The following is a 19,357-nucleotide window of genomic DNA, read 5'->3' on the forward strand; positions in this document are numbered from 1 at the left end:
GTCAGTGCTTTTCAGATTTAGCGTGTTGCACCGACAGCAAAACAGGAACACTATCATTCTGTGTCACCAATAACGACAGGCGTTGCTGAAATTCCAGGAACTGCAATCCCCTTATTTCTCCTTTCAACTGCAATCCCGAAAATGCAGGATCATTGTTTTGCCATTGCCGGTTTCCCTGGTTGAACAGGAGATGTCCTTCACTGGCATCAAGCCTGCAGAATTGCGGTTGCAGGTGGAGGTTATTCCCGCCCATAACCATGTCAGCCTTTCCATCGCCATTAATATCCTTTACAGCAATTGCATTTACAGACGACAATTGAACAGGATACGGCAATTCACTGACGGAGAAATTACCCTTCCCGTCATTCCAGGCCACAATGGATGCATTGTAATTAAAGATCCTGACGGTAGCCTTAGACAAAACTTTCTCAGGAAACAATTCCTGGATAGATTTCAAAGCGTATTGTTCATGCTTTAGATTCTGTTTTTTCAAACTCGGAATCTGATCCGTCAGTTCTCTTTTCAGAAACACCGGTTTGTCTTTCCCGTCAATGGTGCGGGTCAGTATTTTCTCTTCCTGGCCATTCTGGTCAAAATCGCCGATCCAGAGTTTAATCGGATGTTTTTCATCCGGTTTCAGGTAGAAATTCTTTCCGGAATTTCCGAGTACCAGGTCCGTTTTACCGTCATTATCAAGGTCTGCAGCAACCAACGCACCCCACCATCCCTGTAAGGCATCCAGTGATGTTTTAGTGCGAACAAGTTTTCCACCCTGGTTGAGAAACACCTGAGGCGACATCCACTCACCGGTGATCACGAGGTCAGCCCTGCCGTCCTGATTAATATCCGCCCATGCCGCACCGGTAATCATCCCTGCCTGAACCAGTTCAGGACTGACAGATGCCGTCTGATCAGAAAAATTTCCCTTTCCGTCATTGATGTAGATATAACTATTCGGGGCATTGCCATACTGCTGCGGCACATTCCTGCCACCCACAAAAAGATCGGCATCACCATCACCATCTATATCGTTTGCTATGGCCACGCTGATATTTTCTGTGTTTGCCGGAAAGGCGTTCTGCTTCCATTCAAAATTGCCCTTTCCGTCATTCAGGAAAAGCCGGTGTGCGAGTCCTGATGGCTGCGGCGTAATAAAGTTGCCGCCAGCGCCGATAAACAGGTCCTGGTCGCCATCATGATCTGCATCAAAGAACAATACAGCATCGTCATCAATCCCGCGGTTAAGGTTGAATGCAGGGATCTCTTTTTTCACAAACCCGTTTGCCTGCTGCAGGTAGATCATCCTCGGCTGGTTCACTGCACTTCCGATAAACAGATCCGTCAGGCCGTCTCCGTTCACATCTGCGGCTGTTATTTTCGGTCCTTCCCGGGACAGCATCACAGGAAGGTTTCTTTCATAGTAAAAATCGATATAATCATCTTCCTGGTGCTTGTCAAAAGGGGCACCGGCAACCCGGGTAAACAGCACGGGCGGGACGCCGGCATCCGGAACGAATGGTTTTGCTGCAGCGGACGCTGTTAAATGGTAAGTGGAATCCACAGCGGGATGAAGCCAGGTGTCAACGCTCCTGTCAGGCCAGATCACCTGCATACTGTCAACGGGCAACTTGCCGGTACCGATCACAATTTTATAATCAACTGAAGACTGAAATCCACGGGAAGGTATCAGTTCACGCGACAAGACTTTACCGCCCTGGAAAATCCGCACCTGCGAACCAACTGCAAAAGTATTCAGCCCCTTTCCTTTCAGCACAACGGAGATCGTATGATTGCCGTCATTTCTGTTCTGCATATTCCTGTACACAAATGCCTTGGCGTTAACGTTGTTCACCACGAGGTCCAGGTCACCGTCATTGTCCAGGTCCCCATAGGCAGCGCCATTGGAAAAGGACGGTTCATCGAGGCCCCATCGGCTGGCCATGTCTTCAAACTGAACGTCACCTTTGTTGCGGAACATTTTATTGGCGATCGGTCTTGACGGCATATTGTTGATGACCTCATCCACTTCTTCCCGCTTTCCCGTGAGCACCATTTTTTGAATAATATCGTTGGCAAAGAAGTCGATGAAATCCTGGTCCGTAACATCCTGGAAGATCCCGTTGCAAACGTAGAGATCGGTAAGTCCGTCATTATCGGCATCGAAGAACAATCCGCCCCAGCTCCAGTCGGAAGCTGCCACGCCACTGTAAAATGCTGTTTCCATAAATTGACCATTACCATTATTCACCTGCAGCGTATTCTGCATGAACTGATTGTAAAAGCCGCTTTTCTGTTTGAGGCGTTGTATGTCGATGTTCTCAAAAGAAGTGGTTGTTTTCAGCCTGGTTTCATTGTCGGGAAGCATTTCCGTAACGAAAATGTCTTCACGTCCGTCGTTGTTGATATCAGCCATATCTGCACCCATGGAAGAGTGGCTGATGTGCTGTACCCTGTTTTCCAGTTCGTCACGGAAAGTGCCGTCCCGCTGGTTGATATAGAGATAGTCCCGCTCGAAAAAATCGTTGGACACATAGATATCGGGATAGCGATCACCGTTTACATCGCCTACTGTTACGCCGAGACCGAAGCCGATCAGGCTTCCGTAAATATGGGCGGCTTCACTGACATCAGTAAACCGACCACCATCATTGCGGAGCAGTTTGTCGCCACCTCCTTTCAGGAAATCTGCCACGGGCCAGTCTTTGGCACGGAGGTCCCGTTTATTGGCATAGTTGAGTGTATTGACAGGAATAAAACTGTTGTTCAGAATATAGCAGTCGAGATCCCCATCCAGATCGTAATCAAAGAATGCGGCATGGGTGGTATAGCCGCCTTTGTTATCGAGGCCATATATCGCAGCATGATCAGTAAAAGTATTGTCGCGGTTGTTTACATACATTTTACAGACCGGCACGCGGCCGTTGATATACCCTGCATTGCACACAAAAATATCCAGCCAGCCATCGTGATTGATATCAACCATTACAACTCCGGTGCTCCAGTTTTCTGCATCGGCAACGCCGGCTTTGTCAGTAATGTCCTGGAAAGCGAAATTGCCCTTGTTGAGGTAGAGTTTGTTGCTGCCCATATTGGCAGTGAAAAAGACATCGGCCAGGCCATCATTGTTGATATCGCCGATTGCACAACCGCTTCCGTTATAAAAGTTGCGGTAGTTGAAAATGTTGAAATCGCGGGTGTTCTCAATCTTGTTCTGAAAGTCGATACCAGAATTTTCCACCCGGTTGAACAGGGGGTTTGAACTGGATTTATCGCGGCAGGAAATCAGCAAGCAGCCCATCAACGCGAACAAAGCGATTCTTTTCATAAAGGACTCAATCTAAATAAAAAAAGGTCATTACAGGAATGACCTTTTTTTATTTAAGAAAAAACTAAGGTGATTAATAGCCGGGGTTCTGCTCCAGGGCAGGGTTTGCAGCTTTAGCTGCATTGGGAATCGGGAACAGCAGGTATTTATCGTCAGATTTTTCAGGCTTTGTAGGTCCGAACGGATCCAGGAATTTACCGAAGCGGATCAGGTCGTTCCTGCGCCAGCTTTCCCAATACAGTTCGCGGCCACGCTCATCGAGGAGTTTGTCCAGGTCAAGCGTTGCCAGCGCTGTTGCGCCGCGCTTCACACGGATCTCATTAACGATGTCCAGTGCATCCTCTGCATTACCGGTGCGGAGCAGGGCTTCTGCTTTCATGAGCAACACATCTGAATAGCGGAGAAATACATAGTCATTCTCTGCGATATCCTTGTCACCGCTGTAATCTGACTTCATATCCGGAACATATTTCACTACGCGGATACCGGGCAGCTCAACGTTTCCATCGACAATCGGGGTAATATCACGGGTGAACACCAGGGGATTACCACCACGGTCAACCAACGCAACATTGTCTTTGCCATACTGCTGACCAACCAGGAAGCCAACCCTCATTCCCACCTTGTCGGTGAAACCGGTGTAAGCTTTACCCTTCCGCTGGTCCTGGTCTTCAAACTTGTCGTAGAAATTTGCCAGGGTCGTGAAACCATTCCAGCCGCTTGGGTTCTGGTTGTAGTGGGTACCGGCATGCCAGTGGAAACGCACGTTACCTGCTTCTGTTGTTGTATTCTCGTTGGCAAAAATGATCTCTTTGGAAGTCTCCGTATTCTTGGGAATAAAGCTGGAATAAAAATCACTTTCCAGGGCAAACTTGCCGCTGTTGATGATCTCATCAGCCAGGGAGATGACCTTCTGCATGTCAGCTGCGTCGAAAGTTGGCGCTTTTCTGTTCAGGAAGGCGCCCCTGTTCAGATACAGTTTCATGAGTATGGCTTTTGCCGCCCATTTGTTGGACTTGTTGGCCGGGCCGTCGCCGAGATCCGGCAACGCCTTGTCAATATCCGCTTGTATCTGGTCGATTGCAGCCTGCCCCTCAAGAATTTCAGGAGGAAGGTTAAGATCAGATCCTACCTGGCGGAAAGGCACTTTGTTGTACAGGTCAAACACGTTATAGGTTACCCAGGCACGCAGCATATAAGCCTGCGCTGCAACATCTGCAGGCGGATTATAATTCTGGATATCCGTTGTAAGGAACACAATCTGAAGGAGGTTAGAAAAGTTGTCGCGGATCCGCTGATTCTCAGCATCCCATTTCTGCGTATGCAACACGCGCCACACGCCGTTATCATCCCAGTCACCACCACGGGTTGGTCCGATTGCATCATCAGATGTCATATCCTGCAGACACCAGATACCTGTCTGATCCTGGAATGGTCCGTACATGGCAGTGTAACAGGATTTCAGCAAACCAGGAATGTCCGCATTCTCTTTGAATTCATTTTGGGGAATGGAACCATTCAGGCTCTCGTCCAGCTTGGTACAACCAACGGTTGTAACCATGCCTCCCAGGACTATTATAAATGTTTTTAACGCTTTCATTGTTTCAGCAATTGAGATTAAAGTGACAGATTAAGTCCCACCATGAAAACTCTGGCAGAAGGGTAAGGCGTGTACTCGATACCGAATGAAGGAACACCATCAACAGGTTTGGGGGTGTTTACTTCCGGATCAAATCCTGTGTATTTGGTAATCACGAACAGGTTTTGTCCGGTGATATATACAGAGGAATTCCTTACATACTTTGAAATTTTGCCCAGCTGATAAGAAAAGGTCAGGTTGGCCATTTTGAAATAGTCACCTTTTTCAAGATACCGGGTAGACACCGGCTGGGGAGCATTGGTAACTTCATGCAGACTCGGTACATACACAGAGCTCGCAACGTTTTTGTTGGTAGCGAGGTTGTTAATGGTCAACACTGCCTGGGTGGTGTTGTTGTAAACTTCCTGGCCGAATGCACCATTCATATTCGCTGTTGCTGAAAACTTCTTATAGGCAAAAGTAGTGCTGAAACCCAGCAAAGTTTTGGGGTTGGGATCTCCTACAAAATATTTGTTCGCTACATTATTGGGATCGCCGCCTTCAAACTGTGCATTACCATTTTTGTCAATGCCCAGGAATTTACCCATGTAGAAAGCATTGATGGGCTGACCATTCTCCAGTTTTTGAGAAGTGGCTCCTGTAAGGCCCTGACCTGTGATAGCACCGGTATAGATCGGGGGACCGAAATAATCATTCATTTCATTCTTGAGGAAAGAAGCAAACACGCCTACGGTCCAGGTCATGTCATCCTTACTGATAATCTCACTGTTGATGGTAACTTCAAGACCACTATTGGTTACCGTTCCGGGGATGTTGCTCCACCCGAGGTAACCAGGAGCAGGATCGACTGCCTTGGAATTGATCAGGAGGTCATCTGTTTTCTTGATAAAGTATTCTACACTACCATACAGGCGGCTCTTGAACAGGGAGTAGTCAACACCGAAGTTCAGTGTGGTTGAAGTCTCCCATTTCAGATTGGGGTTGGCGAGCTGGATTTGTCGAACAGTACCGGGACCAGTATATACGTACCTGGCCTGGGAAGCTCCTGAAGGGAAATCCTGGTTACCCGTTACACCATAACCAACGCGGAGTTTCAGGTTGTTCACTACGCTGGAACTTTTCATGAAATCTTCGTTGGTGATATTCCATGCAAAAGCTGCAGAGGGGAAGTAACCGTACCGGTTGTTTTTACCGAATTTATTGGACCCGTCAGCACGCATTGTACCGGTTAGCAGGAAACGGTCCTTGAAGTTCAGGTTTACCCTGCCAAAGAAAGATTGCAATTCTGCAGTGGGATCGATAAAGGAACCCATATCCCTGGAAGCAACAGACGAACCGCCCATGTAGTCCCAGTAAGGCAATGAATTGGAAGGGAAGTCACGGGCAGTCTGATAGTGACCATTGTAGTCAAACTTCATGTATTCGTAACCCAGCGTAGCACCGAGATAGAGCGACTTATTCAGTTGCTTGTTGTAGTTCAGGGTGTGGGTGAGTTGTTTGGTAGTCATCTCGTTGTCGAGAATGCCTGCCCAGCCACGATCCAGGTTACCCTGGAGATTCATCCAGTTCGCCATTTGCGCTTTACGGTTACCAAGGCCATAATTGATGGATACCAGGAAACGGTATTCCAGGTCATTGGTAATCTTAAAATAAGGGGAGAGGCTGGCCAGAATGTTGGTAGTCCGGGCGCGGTCCTCATAAGCTTCTGACATCGCGAGCGGGTTATAGTTCGTTTCCGGGAACGGCGCCTTGCGGATGTTCAGCGATCCGTCAGGATTGCGGAGCGGACGCGTTGGGTTCCACTGAAGCGCCATACCGATCAAACTTCCTTCGAAACCGGCGTCATTCGAAATAGGCGCCACATGTTCTACGGTCTGTGATGTCAGGATATTGATATCAAGACCGAGTCTTTTGTTTTCCAGGAATTTGAAATTGCCGTTAAGGGAAGCGGTGTATTTTTTCATGTCGGTCTTCTGCACGATACCATCCTGGTCGTAATAACCGATGGATGCACGCAGTCTCGCATTTTCATTTCCACCACTGATACCGGCAGTATAATTCTGGAAGAAACCGGAACGGGTAATGGCGTCCATGGCATCAACATTTCCGCCATAATCGTTGGTATCTTTTTTATATAAACCATAATCTTTCAGTGCGGCCCGGTATTGATCACCGTCAAGAACGTCCAGTTGTTTCAACATCTGGCTGAAACCGAAATTGGTAGTAACATCCAGTTTCGGCGCACCTGAAGTACCTCTTTTGGTAGTGATCAGCACCACACCGTTTGCACCGCGTGATCCATAGATCGCTGTCGCAGAGGCATCTTTCAGCACATCCATGCTGGCAATGTCCTGTGGGTTGATGAAGTTAAGAGGGTTGGCGTCAGGTGTATTACCCAATCCCGGAGAGTTCAGACCCGGACGGGCAGAACGGCCATCAAGGGGAACACCATCCACTACGTACAAAGGACCACCGCCTGCACGGATAGTGGCCGTACCGCGGATCCTTACTGTTGTGGCGCCACCAGGCTGACCACTGTTGTTCAGGATCTGAACACCGGCGATCTTGCCCTGGATCAACTGATCCGGAGCACTCATGATACCCTGGTTAAAGTCTTTTTCCTTTACGGTGGCTACTGATCCGGTCAGGTCCTTTTTACGGGCTGTACCATAACCTACCACCACCACCTCATTGAGGTTGGAGTTTGATGCAGTCAACGCTACCGCCAGATCTGATGTCGTTGCCGAAATCGACTGTTCGGTAGAACCAAATCCAATTGAACTGATAACCAGTGTCTTGGCAGAAGCCGGAACACTGATCTTGAATGTACCATCAGCACCGGTAGAGACCCCCTGTGTAGAGCCTTTTACCGTAACTGTCGCCCCCACAATCGGAGACCCATCTTTTTGATCCGTGATTTTTCCTGAGATCACCCTTTGGTCCTGTGCCTGGATGGCAGAGCAGAGCAAGAGCAGTAGCAAGAGAGCAGAGAGCCCCCTTACCCAACGTGGCAATGCAGCAATCATAATGTTAGAGTTTTGATTTTTGTTTCTCGTGACGGTTTATAAAAAAAGAGTTTTTAGTAAACATTGTCTTTCGAACACCAATCAAATCGGCAGCAATCTTCAATCTCACCTACAAGCATTTCTTCTGATCCACAAGCAATCATTTCACTTCGCTTATTACTTAAAAGGCACCGGAAGATGTCAAAATGCTGCCAGACGGGACAGCTATTTGTTCATATTTTCTTAACCTTTCAATCAACAACAGTCTGCTGACTATTTGCTGTGTACAAAGTACATATATCGGGTAAAAATAGTGGTTTTTTTTTAACAAAAACTTATTTTTTTTAACCTCAATAAATAACTCCCGGAGTTCTAATGCATTAATTATCAGTACCCTAGTTCACTAGATAAGTACAACCCAATAATCGCCGGAAATCCCGGTCCGGTTTCTTCGCGGTTCACCAAAATGACAGGAATAAAGGTATAAATGACACTACTCCACGCTGGCAAGGACTGCCGCTTTCCTGGCGGTATTTTTTGCAGGCGGAAGAACAATCCTGTTCTCCAGCAAACCCGCAAAAGCCTCCAGATACGCCTCCAGGTCTTCCCGCCGGTTCCGCTTCAGCCACCGGAAACCGCCCGGCAGGGCCTCCAGCACCTCCCGGTCGCTCAGGTATTCCAGGTGATGGATATCTGTGGGTGTCATGCCGATATCCGTCAACGCCTTCATCAGCAGCTCCACCGGTGTTCCCGTTACCGGACAATATTCCGCCGCAATCTCTGTCCATTCTCCCGGTACAGTATGCGCCCCGGTCAGGATCTCCTCCTTGCTGAAATGGGTTACCACCTGCAGTAGCTGCCCGCAATTACAGGCACCATGATGCCCCCAGGAATAGTAAACTCCTTCCCTTAAACGATCGGCTGCGGCACGAAGGGCCGCGATCAGTGTTGGATGAGGATATGCCATTGTATCTGTTTTGTGCACCACTCATACCTGAATTCCTGCGGTGATGCAAAGGCGCTTTTTCAATTCAGCCGGTTGGCTACCTTTAAATCTACTAAATAGCTGACACATGAAACTTCTCACCACTGCCCTGCTGCTGGCGGCCGGAATAGCCCCCGCCCTGGCGCAGGACAATCCCCTCTGGTTAAGGTACCCCGCCATCAGTCCCGATGGCAAAACCATCGCATTTGGTTATAAGGGTGATATCTACCGCGTGGACGCCGGCGGCGGCATTGCCGTTCCCCTGACGATTCATGAAGCGCATGATATGATGCCCGTCTGGAGCCACGACGGCAAAAGCATCGCATTCGCCTCCGACCGCCACGGCAACTTCGATGTTTACATCATGCCGGCCACCGGTGGTAATCCCACCCGTGTTACGACCAACAGTTCCGGCGACTATCCCTACGACTTTAGCCCCGACGACAAAAACGTGATCTTCGGCAGCGCCCGCAACATCCCCGAAAAAAACATCCGTTTCTACAGTCCGCGGCTCTTTCTCAACCTCTATTCAGTTTCTGTAAAGGGCGGCCGCAACCTCCTGATCAGTTCCGCCGGTATGGAAAATGCCCACTACAACAGCAAGGGAACGGAACTGGTATTCCAGGACCGCAAGGGGTATGAAGATGCCTGGCGCAAACACCACAATTCTTCCGTTACCCGCGATATCTGGATCATGGAAACGGGCAACAATACCTTCCGGCAGATCAGTGGCTACGAAGGGGAAGACCGCGAACCCGTTTTCAGCGGCGATGACCAGTTCGTCTATTACCTGAGTGAAAAATCGGGCAGCCAGAACATCTTTAAGGCTCCCGTCAAAAACCGGATGGCGGAGCAACAGATCACTCAGCTAAAGAATAATCCTGTCCGTCACCTCAGCGTCAGCAAAAACAACACCCTCTGCTTCACTTATGACGGCGAGATTTATACCCTTAACGACGGGGGACAACCGAAAAAACTGACTGTCCAGATCTTCAACGACGGGCGTGCCGGGGTGGACAAGAATATCTCTATCAACGGCAGTGTTTCCGAATTCGCACTTTCGCCCAACGGCAAGGAAATCGCATTTGTCAATCGCGGGGAGATCTTCGTTACCAGCGTAGAAGGCACACAAACCAAAAGGGTGACCAATACACCAGAACAGGAAAGAATGGTGGAATGGAGTCCCGACGGCCGCTCCCTGATTTATTCAGCAGAACGCAACGAGAACTGGGATATCTACACGGCAACGATCAGCCGTAAAGATGAACCCTATTTCTATGCCGCCACATTGCTCACCGAAACACCGCTGATTGCCAACGCCGCCGAAGAATATCAACCAAAATATTCTCCCGACGGAAAAGAAGTGGCCTATGTGAGTGACCGCAACATTCTTAAAGTATACAATATCGCTTCCAAAACTTCACGCACCCTTTTGCCTGAGGGACATAACTATTCCTATTCAGATGGCGACTGGTCCTTCAACTGGAGCCCCGATGGCAAATACATCATCAGTGACGACGGCGAAGGAAATTTCTTCACCGGCAATGCCGCACTCATCAAATCCGATGGCTCCGGTGGTATCGAGCATCCGCTGCGTAGCGGGTTCGGCCAGGGCAATGTTAAATGGGCGATGGACGGAAAAGTGATTACCTGGGCCAGCGCCCGCGAAGGCCGTAAATCACTTGCGAACCAGGGCAGCCGTGAAGTTGATATCTATGCAGGTTTCCTCGACCAGGACCTGTATGATAAATTCAAACTCAGCAAAGACGATTATGCCCTGCTGAAAGAAAAAGAAGAAAAGGAAAAAGCAGAGAAAGATAAGGCTGCAAAAGATGCCGCTGCATCAGAATCAGCTGATAAAAAAAGTAAGGATAAGAAGAATGGGGACAAAAAGAGCAGTGCACCTGCAGCACCTGCCAAGCCGGCGTTCCAGCCCAACCTCGACAACCTGGATACCCGCATGGCCCGTCTCACCATTAACTCCTCTTCCATCGCTGACTATGCACTCAGCAGTGATGGCAGCAAGATCTACTATCTCGCTTCCTTTGAAAAAGGATATGACCTGTGGGTGACTGAGCCCCGTACACGGGAAACCAAAATACTGGCGAAACTCGGAGGCTCCCCCAGTGGTATTGAGATGAGCAAAGACGGCAAGTCGCTTTTCGTTACCAACCGCGGCTCGCTGGTGAAAGTGGATGAAACCGGAAAAATCACACCGATCGGCATCAACGGCGAAATGGTGCTGGATGCCGCGAAAGAAAGGGAATACATATTTGACCACGCCTGGCGCCAGGTGAAAGAGAAGTTCTACGATCCTAAACTTCACGGAATTGACTGGGATGGATTCAAGACAAATTATGCGCGTTTCCTGCCGCATATCAGCAACAACTATGACTTCCAGGAACTGCTGAGCGAACTGCTGGGAGAACTGAATGCTTCGCATACAGGTGGTCGTTACAGCCCCAAAATGGACAATCCTGATGCTACGGCAGCACTCGGTCTGTTATATGATGAAACCAAAGGTGGAAACGGTCTCCAGATCACAGAAGTGATCGCAGGTGGCCCGCTTGACCGCAGCAGCAGCAAGGTGAAGGCAGGCGCCATTCTTGAAAAGATCGATGGCGAAGCGATCACCGACAGCACCGACTGGTCAGCCTTCCTGAACCGCAAAGACGGCAAAAACACACTGCTTTCCTTCTATGATCCAGCTACCAAAAACCGCTGGGATGAAACCGTAAAACCGATCACCTTTGGCGAAGAAGCAGGGTTGATGTACAAACGATGGGTGAAGAAAATGGATGATATGGTCAACAAGCTCAGTGATGGCAAAGTAGGCTACGTGCACGTGCAGGGCATGAACGATGGCAGTTTCCGCAGCACGTTTGATGCCGTATTGGGCAAGAACTTCGACAAGCAGGCCCTCATTGTGGATACCCGTTTTAACGGCGGCGGCTGGCTGCATGATGACCTGTACACTTTCCTCAGCGGCAAACGTTACCTGGATTTTGCACCGCAGGGGCACCGGCTGAATGACGGCGAACCCATGGGCCGCTGGTCCAAGCCCAGCTGCGTGCTGATGAGTGAAAGTAACTACAGTGACGCCTTCATCTTTCCCTATGTGTACAAACAGAATGGCACCGGCAAACTGATCGGAATGCCTGTTCCGGGTACCGGTACAGCGGTATGGTGGGAGCAGCAGATCGATCCGACAATCGTATTTGGTATTCCGATGATCGCCACCATTGGTAAGGAGAACCGCCCGACGGAAAACCTCCAGCTGGAACCGGATATCAGGGTACCCTTGAAGTATGAAGAGTTTCTGAATGGAAAAGATGCGCAGATTGAAGCGGCCGTGAAAGAAATGCTGAAAACGTTGAGTGAAAGCAAAGACAAGAAGGCATTTTAAGTTTACCGCGCCCTCCGAAGCTTTAGCGTAGGTGGGGAAGTTTAACAGTTGGGTCCCCGGGTGGGGACCCAACTGTTTTATGGGGTACCCTGTTGAACATCGTTTTATTGGATTTTCTGTTGACTATATGTTTTGTGCTTTACTGATTTTGGATTTGAGCTCCTCTGTTTCGGGATGTAAAACTGGGTTTTATACAGAAACAAGGCCGGTCTTTTCTGGGTAGGAAGGTACTAGCAAGGTAGTAGGAAGGTAGTAGGAAGGATAAGAACCACCTACAAACCCCGAACACCCTCCCTTCAGATACGGTTACCATCCAAAAGGAAAGGTATTTGATGCCGCTGTCAACTTTACCATTTCGTTTGTACTAGTTTTCCCATCAGTTCGTTAGTTTGGTGACAACAAACCATCCATGCTGAAACCAATTTTGTCGTACCTCACTGTCTTCCTATGTCTTTTTATCGTAAACGTTCAGGCTCAGACGATTACCGGCGTCTGGCGGGGAAAGGTCAACCGCCAGCAGACGGAACTGAAACTGGTCAAAAACGGTGACCAGCTGGTCGGGGTAGCCTATTATTACTCAGGAAAAAATCAATACAAAAAATATAGCGTGAAGGGCCATTTCGACCCGGAAACCAATGGGGTGATCTGGTGGGATGAAGTATTGCTGGAAGAACAGAAATCCAGGTTGCCGCTGTCTTTAAAGGCAAATCCTGATGCACAGCTGATGGTTGCGGATTTTAATTGTCCCGGTGCCGATGAAATGCTCCTGGATGGCAACAGTACGTCGCGTGACGATAAATCGAAAAAACATGGTACGCTTCACCTGGAGAAGACCAGCGATACCATGTTCCCGGATGAATGGGATGAGATCATAGAGAACTATTTCGTAGGCGCCAATGATCCGGAACTCATCGACAGCATCTACCGGTACAGCCTGGCAGCCAATTTTCCCGATGAGGAGTCTGCTGATCTGCCTCCCGCAGCAGTAAGACAGGATCGCCCCGCCGGGCCTTCCGGAAATGCTGTTGTAGCAGCTCCCCTACCGGCAAAGACAGCAACGGCTGCAACAGCTCCGGTTGTAACACCACCTGCTGCAACTGCGCCGGCAACGGTGGCGGCCGCGGCACCCAAAACACCCAATCTGACCAAATTCAGCACCCGTAAAAATGTGCTGCAGACCGTCATCCCGATAACGGCAAAAACCATCGAACTGCGCTTCTATGACAATGCGCAGGTCGATGGTGATTCCATTGCGTTATTCCTCAATGGCAAGCTGTTACTGGAGCACATCCTGCTTACAGAACAGCCCTACACGGTTAAACTTGATGCCAGCGAACTGGGCGCCGACAATGAACTGGTGATGGTGGCCGAAAACCTTGGCAGTATACCTCCCAATACTTCGTTCATGGTGGCGATCGTAGGCGACAAAAGGTATGAAGCCCGTCTCTTTGCCAACGAGAACAGCAGTGCACTGATCCGCATCATCCGCGAACAGGAAAAATAACCGTTATTTTCTCACTTCAAAAACGCGGTTAAAGGGTGTTTCTGCGGCCCTGCGGAAGCGCTTGAAGCCGGCTTTATTGCTAACTTCTTCCAATGCCTGGTCGCTGGCAACGGTTCCCAGCACGTATCCGCCAGAGGCCATGGCGTTCGGGGAGCAGCACAACACTGATGCGCCGGAATAGACCCTGCCTACGGGGTTCAGGTTCTCCACAGCTTTCCTTCCGGCCATGGGCTCCACGAGCATGATGGTGCCGTCATCTTTCAGCACTTCCCTTGCGTGGGCCATGGCGCCCACGGGATCACCCATATCATGGAGGCAGTCAAAATAAGCGATCAGGTCAAACTGGCGGTCTGGAAACTTCTGAGCACTGCCGACATCAAAGCGAACGTTTTTGAGCCCTTCTTCACCGGCCAGCGCATTGGCCCTTTCGATGGAAGGCACGTGGTTATCGTAACCAACAAAATTAGATTGCGGGAAGGCCCGGGCCATGATCATTGTACTGATGCCATGCCCACAGCCGATATCAGCTACCAGGGCGCCTTTCTTGAGTTTGTCCACCACACCCTCCAGCGCAGGCAGCCACTGGGCTACCAGGTTACCGGTGTAACCCGGACGGAAAAATCTTTCGGTGCCTTCAAAGAGTCCATGGTGATGTTCTCCCCACAACATGCCCGCACCTGTTTTGAACAGTTCGGTGATGCGCTCCTCTGCTTTCTGCATGGAGCTGATCACCTGGAATCCCCCGGCAACATAAAAGGGGCTGTTTTCATCGGTGAGCGCAACGGCATGTTCGTCCGGAAGGCGGTATGTACCTTTCTTTTCATCAAATTCAATGTATCCGCCGGCGGCCTGGTTGATCAGCCATTCCCGCACATACCGTTCGGTTGTGTTGGTTTTTTTGGCCAGATCTGCCGCCGTTACCGGACCGGCAAATGCCATGGCTTTGTACAATCCCAGTTTGTCGCCGATAAAACTGAGGGTGATACTGAGGGAAGAACCGAAATCGCTGACTACTTTGTTCAGGAAGCTCTCCATCTTACCCATGTCGATGGCGGGAGCACCCGCAGTTTTTGCTGAAGTTGTTGCTGTTTCCATACCAGTATTTTTTTTGAGGACAACTAAGTTATTCTCCCAGCCCGCGAAGCACGCCTTTTGTGAAGGAGTTACCGCCTTCATTTGACACATTTTTAAACCAACCAGACAGCCGGGTATCTGGGATATGCCAGACGGGTAGAAATCAAATCAATGGGCAAAAGAAAGTCCCGCCTGGACGGGCGGGACAAATTTTTTTCCGGGACGAGTTACAACCAGTGGGCATCATAGGTATCGGCTGTTCTTTCATAGGATCAGTTTCCATGCCCGGATAAGGATTGTGCTTTCAATGGATAATGGATACATCGCTTTCAAAGGATCTGGATCAACTTAGGACGGACAAAAACGCTTGCGGAACAAAATTGCGTTACCTGCAGTCATCTGCCGAAACACTTCGATCAATCCCCTGCTTTTTTCGATTTTTGGGCGCGGAGCAGGGATTTTCATCAGTTCCCCTGCCCCGCGGGATATTATATGACCACATTGATCATCTTATTCTTTACGTAGATCACCTTTTTCGGTGCGCGGCCTTCCAGCCATTTCGCTACCGTTTCATCTGCCATGATAATACTTTCCACATCCTGCTGGCTGGCATCAAGAGAAATGGTGATCTCCGCCCTTGTTTTGCCGTTGATGGCAACAGGGTATGCCTTGGCTGATTCCCGTACGTACTGCTCTTCAAAAACGGGAAACGCGGCATCGAGGATGCTTCCTGTATTGCCGATCTGCTTCCAAAGCTCTTCGCAAACGTGCGGCGCATAGGGTGTCAGGAGGATTAATACCTGTTCCAGTATACCTTTCTTGCGGCATTTCAGGTCGCTGAGTTCATTGGTACAGATCATGAAGGTGCTGACGGCTGTATTGAAAGAAAATCTTTCCGTATCCTCTTCAATTTTGCGGATAGTGCGATGAAGCACTTTCAGTTCCGTTGGTGTTGCCGGCTGATCCACTACCTGCAGCCCTTTTTCTTCATCGGCGAAAAGTCGCCAGAATTTCTTCAGGAAACGGTGTACACCTTCAATACCCTTGGTGTCCCAGGGTTTGCTCATTTCAACCGGGCCAAGGAACATTTCGTACATGCGGAAGGTATCAGCACCATATTTGTCTACGAGGTCATCAGGGTTGACGGTGTTATACAGTCGCTTGCTCATTTTCTCAGTTAATGAGCCGCAGATATATTTCCCTTCTTCCAAAATAAATACAGCACTTTGATATTCTGTTCGCCATTTTTTGAATTTCTCAATATCCAACTCATACCCATCAACAATATTGACATCGACATGAATAGGCGTAACAGTTATTGTGGAGAAGTCTGAATTCTCTTCAAGGTTAAAAAACGCAATCTGTTCATTGACCAATAATGCAAGCTCTTTTCCTGTTATCTCACCGCTGACAAATTTCTGATAGTAATGACCCGAAATAAATACCGGCGTTGAAGTATTGACTACAATGCCTGCGCTACCGTCATCATTACGTCCCATGCTATCAACCCGGTATACAAACCGGCTGCTGCCCTGGATCATTCCCTGGTTCACCAGTTTGCGATAGGGTTCATCAAACCCGATATGACCGAGGTCATACAGGGCTTTGGTCCACATCCGGCTGTACAACAGGTGTCCTACAGCATGTTCGGTACCACCGATATACAGGTCTACCTGGTTCCAGTAGTCACTGGCTTTGCGGCTGCAGAATTCCTGGTCATTGTGCGGGTCCATATACCGGAGGAAATACCAGCTGGAACCGGCGTATCCGGGCATGGTGTTGGTTTCCAGTTCGCGGGCAACCCACTCAGGGATATTGGCCAGCGGTCCTTCTCCGTCGGGTCCGGGCTTGTAACTTTCCACATAGGGAAGTTCCAGCGGCAAAGCGGATTCGGGAAGCGGTACCGCTACTCCTGATTTCCACTGAACCGGGAAAGGCTCACCCCAGTAACGCTGCCGGCTAAACGCCGCATCGCGCATTTTGAAATTCACTTTCTTGCGGCCGATACCCAAGGCTTCCACTTTGTCATTTACCACATCAATGGCTTTCCTCATCTGCAGTCCGTTAAGGAAGCCGCTGTTTTCCAGGATGGCATCTTTTGTGGGATTGGCTTCGTTGCCGTCGAAGGCATCACCAATGATATTGGTAACCGGGATATTGAAATGGCGGGCAAATTTGAAATCTCTTTCGTCACCACAAGGCACAGCCATGATGGCGCCTGTACCGTAACCGGCCAGCACATATTCAGAGATCCAGATCGGGATCTCCCGGCCGTCGAAGGGGTTGATCGCATAGGCACCGGTGAATACGCCGGTGATCTTTTTCTCGGCCATGCGTTCACGGTCGCTCCGGCTCTTCACGTATGCCAGGTAGGTTTCCACGGCTTCAGATTGAGCGGCAGCAACCAGTTGGGGTACCCATTCCATTTCCGGGGCTACTACCATAAAGTCGACACCGAAGATCGTGTCGGGCCGGGTGGTGTACACCCGCAGGGTTTTCATCAGGTTCTGCTCACTTTTTACGGCGAAATCCATTTCTGCACCAAAGCTCTTGCCGATCCAGTTGGATTGCATTTCCTTCATGGCATCGCTGAACTCAATCTGTTCCAGTCCTGACAACAGGCGGTCGGCATATTCGGTAATACGCAGGTACCACTGGCGGAGTTTTTTCTTGACTACCGGAAAGCCGCCGCGTTCACTTACCCCGTTGATCACCTCATCGTTGGCCAGGACTGTGCCCAGCGCTTCGCACCAGTTCACTTCGCCATAACCGCAGTAAGCCAGGCGGTAATCCATCAGGATTTCCTGTTGCCGCGAATTGTCATAACTTTTCCAGTCAGCCGCGGAAAACTGCAGGGAAGGGTTGCCAGGGCTCGGATGGCTGCTATTCCCTTCAGACTCAAATGCTGCAGTGAGTTCGGTCAGGGGTTCTGCCTTGCCTTTCTGCCGGTTAAAAAAAGACTGGAACAACTGGAGGAAGATCCATTGCGTCCAGCGGTAATATTTCGGATCGGAAGTGCGCACTTCGCGGCTCCAGTCATAACAGAAGCCGATATTGTCGAGTTGTTTCCTGAATGTGGCGATGTTCTTTTCGGTGCTCACGGCGGGATGCACGCCATTTTCGATGGCATACTGTTCGGCAGGAAGTCCGAAGGCATCATAGCCCATGGGGTGAAGCACATTAAAACCTTTAAGCCGTTTGAAGCGGCTGTAAATATCACTGGCGATATAGCCCAGCGGGTGGCCTACATGAAGCCCTGCACCGCTTGGATAGGGAAACATGTCAAGCACGTAAGCTTTCGGCTTGCTGCTGTCGTTGGAAACCTGATACGCGCCGGCGGATTGCCAGGCTGCCTGCCATTCTTTTTCGATTCGTCTGAAATTATACTCCATCGATGGTATCTGTTATCGGGAAGGATGTTTGGGAATTGTGAAAGGCAACTTAAAAATGTCAGCCTTCGCTGAAACCCGCAATAACATTGCCCCTCCCCTTCGTTTAACGGGCGACAAAAATACAAACTGAATAGCGAAAACGGCTATTTTTGTCACTAGCCGCCAGTACTAACCCACTGAAAATCTATAAAATGACGCAAATCGGAAAGTCATCCGCGAAACGTTCGCAACCCTCCTATTTTATGTCCATTCTGGGCGTATCCCTGGTACTTTTCATCCTGGGGCTGCTGGGATGGATCGTGATCAACGCCAACAAGCTGGGGCAGTATTTTAAGGAGAATGTGGAAGTTCGGGTATACCTCCGGGAGAATATCAACGAGAAAGACAGTGTGACACTGGTTCAATACATTGCCAACAAGCCATATGTAAAGGAGTACGAATATATTACCAAGGAAATGGCCCGTGCCAAGTTCCTGGCGGATGGCAATGAAGACTGGAAAAACATCCTGGATGTCAATCCTTTGCCTGCGAGCATTGATTTCAAGCTGCGGAACCAATATGTTCATGCTGACAGCCTGGCGGCGATCAAAGCCGATCTGATGCAGAACATCGGGGTGAATGATGTGCAGTATCCGCAGAGCCTGGTCAGCAACCTCAATGAGAATGTCCGTAAAATCAGCCTGATCCTGCTGATCATCGCCATTGTCCTATGTGTGGTGGTGATCGTGCTGATCGACAATACCATCAAATTGGCCATGTTCAGCAACCGTTTCCTGATCAAGACCATGCAAATGGTAGGCGCTACCCGGGGATTTATTTCGAAGCCAATGGATCTGCGGGCGGTGATCAACGGTACCATCAGCGGACTGATCGCCCTGGCGGGAATCCTGGTGCTGGTGGTTTTTGCAGAAAAGCAGCTGCCTGAACTCAGGGCCATGCGGGACATCACCTGGCTGACCCTGCTGGGAATCGGCATCGTTGTATTGGGCATTCTGATATCTTTGCTCAGCACACACCGCAGCGTGGTGAAGTATCTCAAGATGAAACTCGACGAACTGTATTAATA

General features: G+C 49.6%; 9 protein-coding genes. 3 read left to right on the forward strand and 6 right to left on the reverse strand.

Features of this window, described 5'->3' with window-relative positions; translation table 11 throughout:
• Position 1 precedes the first annotated feature (1 nt).
• The 4 genes from FPE01S_RS20920 to FPE01S_RS20935 all read right to left on the reverse strand — a co-directional run bounded on the left by FPE01S_RS20920 (position 2) and on the right by FPE01S_RS20935 (position 8,897).
• Entirely contained in the window at positions 2-3,325 is a 3,324-nt protein-coding gene (locus tag FPE01S_RS20920; RefSeq protein ID WP_046371029.1) for a VCBS repeat-containing protein, read from the reverse strand.
• A 73-nt stretch (positions 3,326-3,398) separates the two neighbouring features.
• Positions 3,399-4,925, reverse strand: coding sequence for a RagB/SusD family nutrient uptake outer membrane protein (locus tag FPE01S_RS20925; RefSeq protein ID WP_046371030.1), 1,527 nt, complete (start codon positions 4,923-4,925; stop codon positions 3,399-3,401).
• Positions 4,926-4,942: 17 nt separating this feature from the next.
• Positions 4,943-7,951, reverse strand: a complete 3,009-nt coding sequence (locus FPE01S_RS20930) for a SusC/RagA family TonB-linked outer membrane protein (protein WP_052956070.1) — start codon at positions 7,949-7,951, stop codon at positions 4,943-4,945.
• 472 nt (positions 7,952-8,423) lie between these two features.
• Complete coding sequence (locus tag FPE01S_RS20935; protein ID WP_046371285.1) at positions 8,424-8,897, reverse strand: hypothetical protein; 474 nt, start codon at positions 8,895-8,897, stop codon at positions 8,424-8,426.
• 106 nt (positions 8,898-9,003) lie between these two features.
• On the opposite strand from FPE01S_RS20935, the gene FPE01S_RS20940 reads away from it, so the two are divergent.
• Positions 9,004-12,321 (forward strand): S41 family peptidase, encoded by a 3,318-nt coding sequence (locus FPE01S_RS20940; protein ID WP_046371032.1) that lies wholly within the window; start codon positions 9,004-9,006, stop codon positions 12,319-12,321.
• 409 nt (positions 12,322-12,730) lie between these two features.
• Complete coding sequence (locus tag FPE01S_RS26105; protein WP_046371033.1) at positions 12,731-13,825, forward strand: hypothetical protein; 1,095 nt, start codon at positions 12,731-12,733, stop codon at positions 13,823-13,825.
• A 3-nt stretch (positions 13,826-13,828) separates the two neighbouring features.
• Here FPE01S_RS26105 and FPE01S_RS20950 read toward each other — a convergent pair whose 3' ends face one another.
• Both FPE01S_RS20950 and FPE01S_RS20955 read right to left on the reverse strand, forming a co-directional pair.
• A complete protein-coding gene (locus FPE01S_RS20950; protein ID WP_046371034.1) occupies positions 13,829-14,920 on the reverse strand; it encodes a class I SAM-dependent methyltransferase in 1,092 nt (363 codons plus the stop codon).
• 467 nt (positions 14,921-15,387) lie between these two features.
• The gene (locus FPE01S_RS20955) at positions 15,388-18,291 is read right to left on the reverse strand and encodes a leucine--tRNA ligase (RefSeq protein ID WP_046371035.1); all 2,904 of its coding nucleotides are present in this window, start codon (positions 18,289-18,291) and stop codon (positions 15,388-15,390) included.
• Positions 18,292-18,482: 191 nt separating this feature from the next.
• On the opposite strand from FPE01S_RS20955, the gene FPE01S_RS20960 reads away from it, so the two are divergent.
• Positions 18,483-19,355, forward strand: a complete 873-nt coding sequence (locus FPE01S_RS20960) for a cell division protein FtsX (RefSeq protein ID WP_046371286.1) — start codon at positions 18,483-18,485, stop codon at positions 19,353-19,355.
• The last annotated feature ends 2 nt before the right edge of the window (positions 19,356-19,357 follow it).

Source organism: Flavihumibacter petaseus NBRC 106054, assembly GCF_000974785.1.
Lineage (GTDB): Bacteria > Bacteroidota > Bacteroidia > Chitinophagales > Chitinophagaceae > Flavihumibacter > Flavihumibacter petaseus.

Excerpts from the sequence above, each read along its gene's own strand:
- FPE01S_RS20920 (WP_046371029.1), bottom strand. The coding sequence starts at position 3,325 with ATGAAAAGAATCGCTTTGTTCGCGTTGATGGGCTGCTTGCTGATTTCC.
- FPE01S_RS20925 (WP_046371030.1), bottom strand. The coding sequence starts at position 4,925 with ATGAAAGCGTTAAAAACATTTATAATAGTCCTGGGAGGCATGGTTACA.
- FPE01S_RS20930 (WP_052956070.1), bottom strand. The coding sequence starts at position 7,951 with ATGATTGCTGCATTGCCACGTTGGGTAAGGGGGCTCTCTGCTCTCTTG.
- FPE01S_RS20935 (WP_046371285.1), bottom strand. The coding sequence starts at position 8,897 with ATGGCATATCCTCATCCAACACTGATCGCGGCCCTTCGTGCCGCAGCC.
- FPE01S_RS20940 (WP_046371032.1), top strand. The coding sequence starts at position 9,004 with ATGAAACTTCTCACCACTGCCCTGCTGCTGGCGGCCGGAATAGCCCCC.
- FPE01S_RS26105 (WP_046371033.1), top strand. The coding sequence starts at position 12,731 with ATGCTGAAACCAATTTTGTCGTACCTCACTGTCTTCCTATGTCTTTTT.
- FPE01S_RS20950 (WP_046371034.1), bottom strand. The coding sequence starts at position 14,920 with ATGGAAACAGCAACAACTTCAGCAAAAACTGCGGGTGCTCCCGCCATC.
- FPE01S_RS20955 (WP_046371035.1), bottom strand. The coding sequence starts at position 18,291 with ATGGAGTATAATTTCAGACGAATCGAAAAAGAATGGCAGGCAGCCTGG.
- FPE01S_RS20960 (WP_046371286.1), top strand. The coding sequence starts at position 18,483 with ATGACGCAAATCGGAAAGTCATCCGCGAAACGTTCGCAACCCTCCTAT.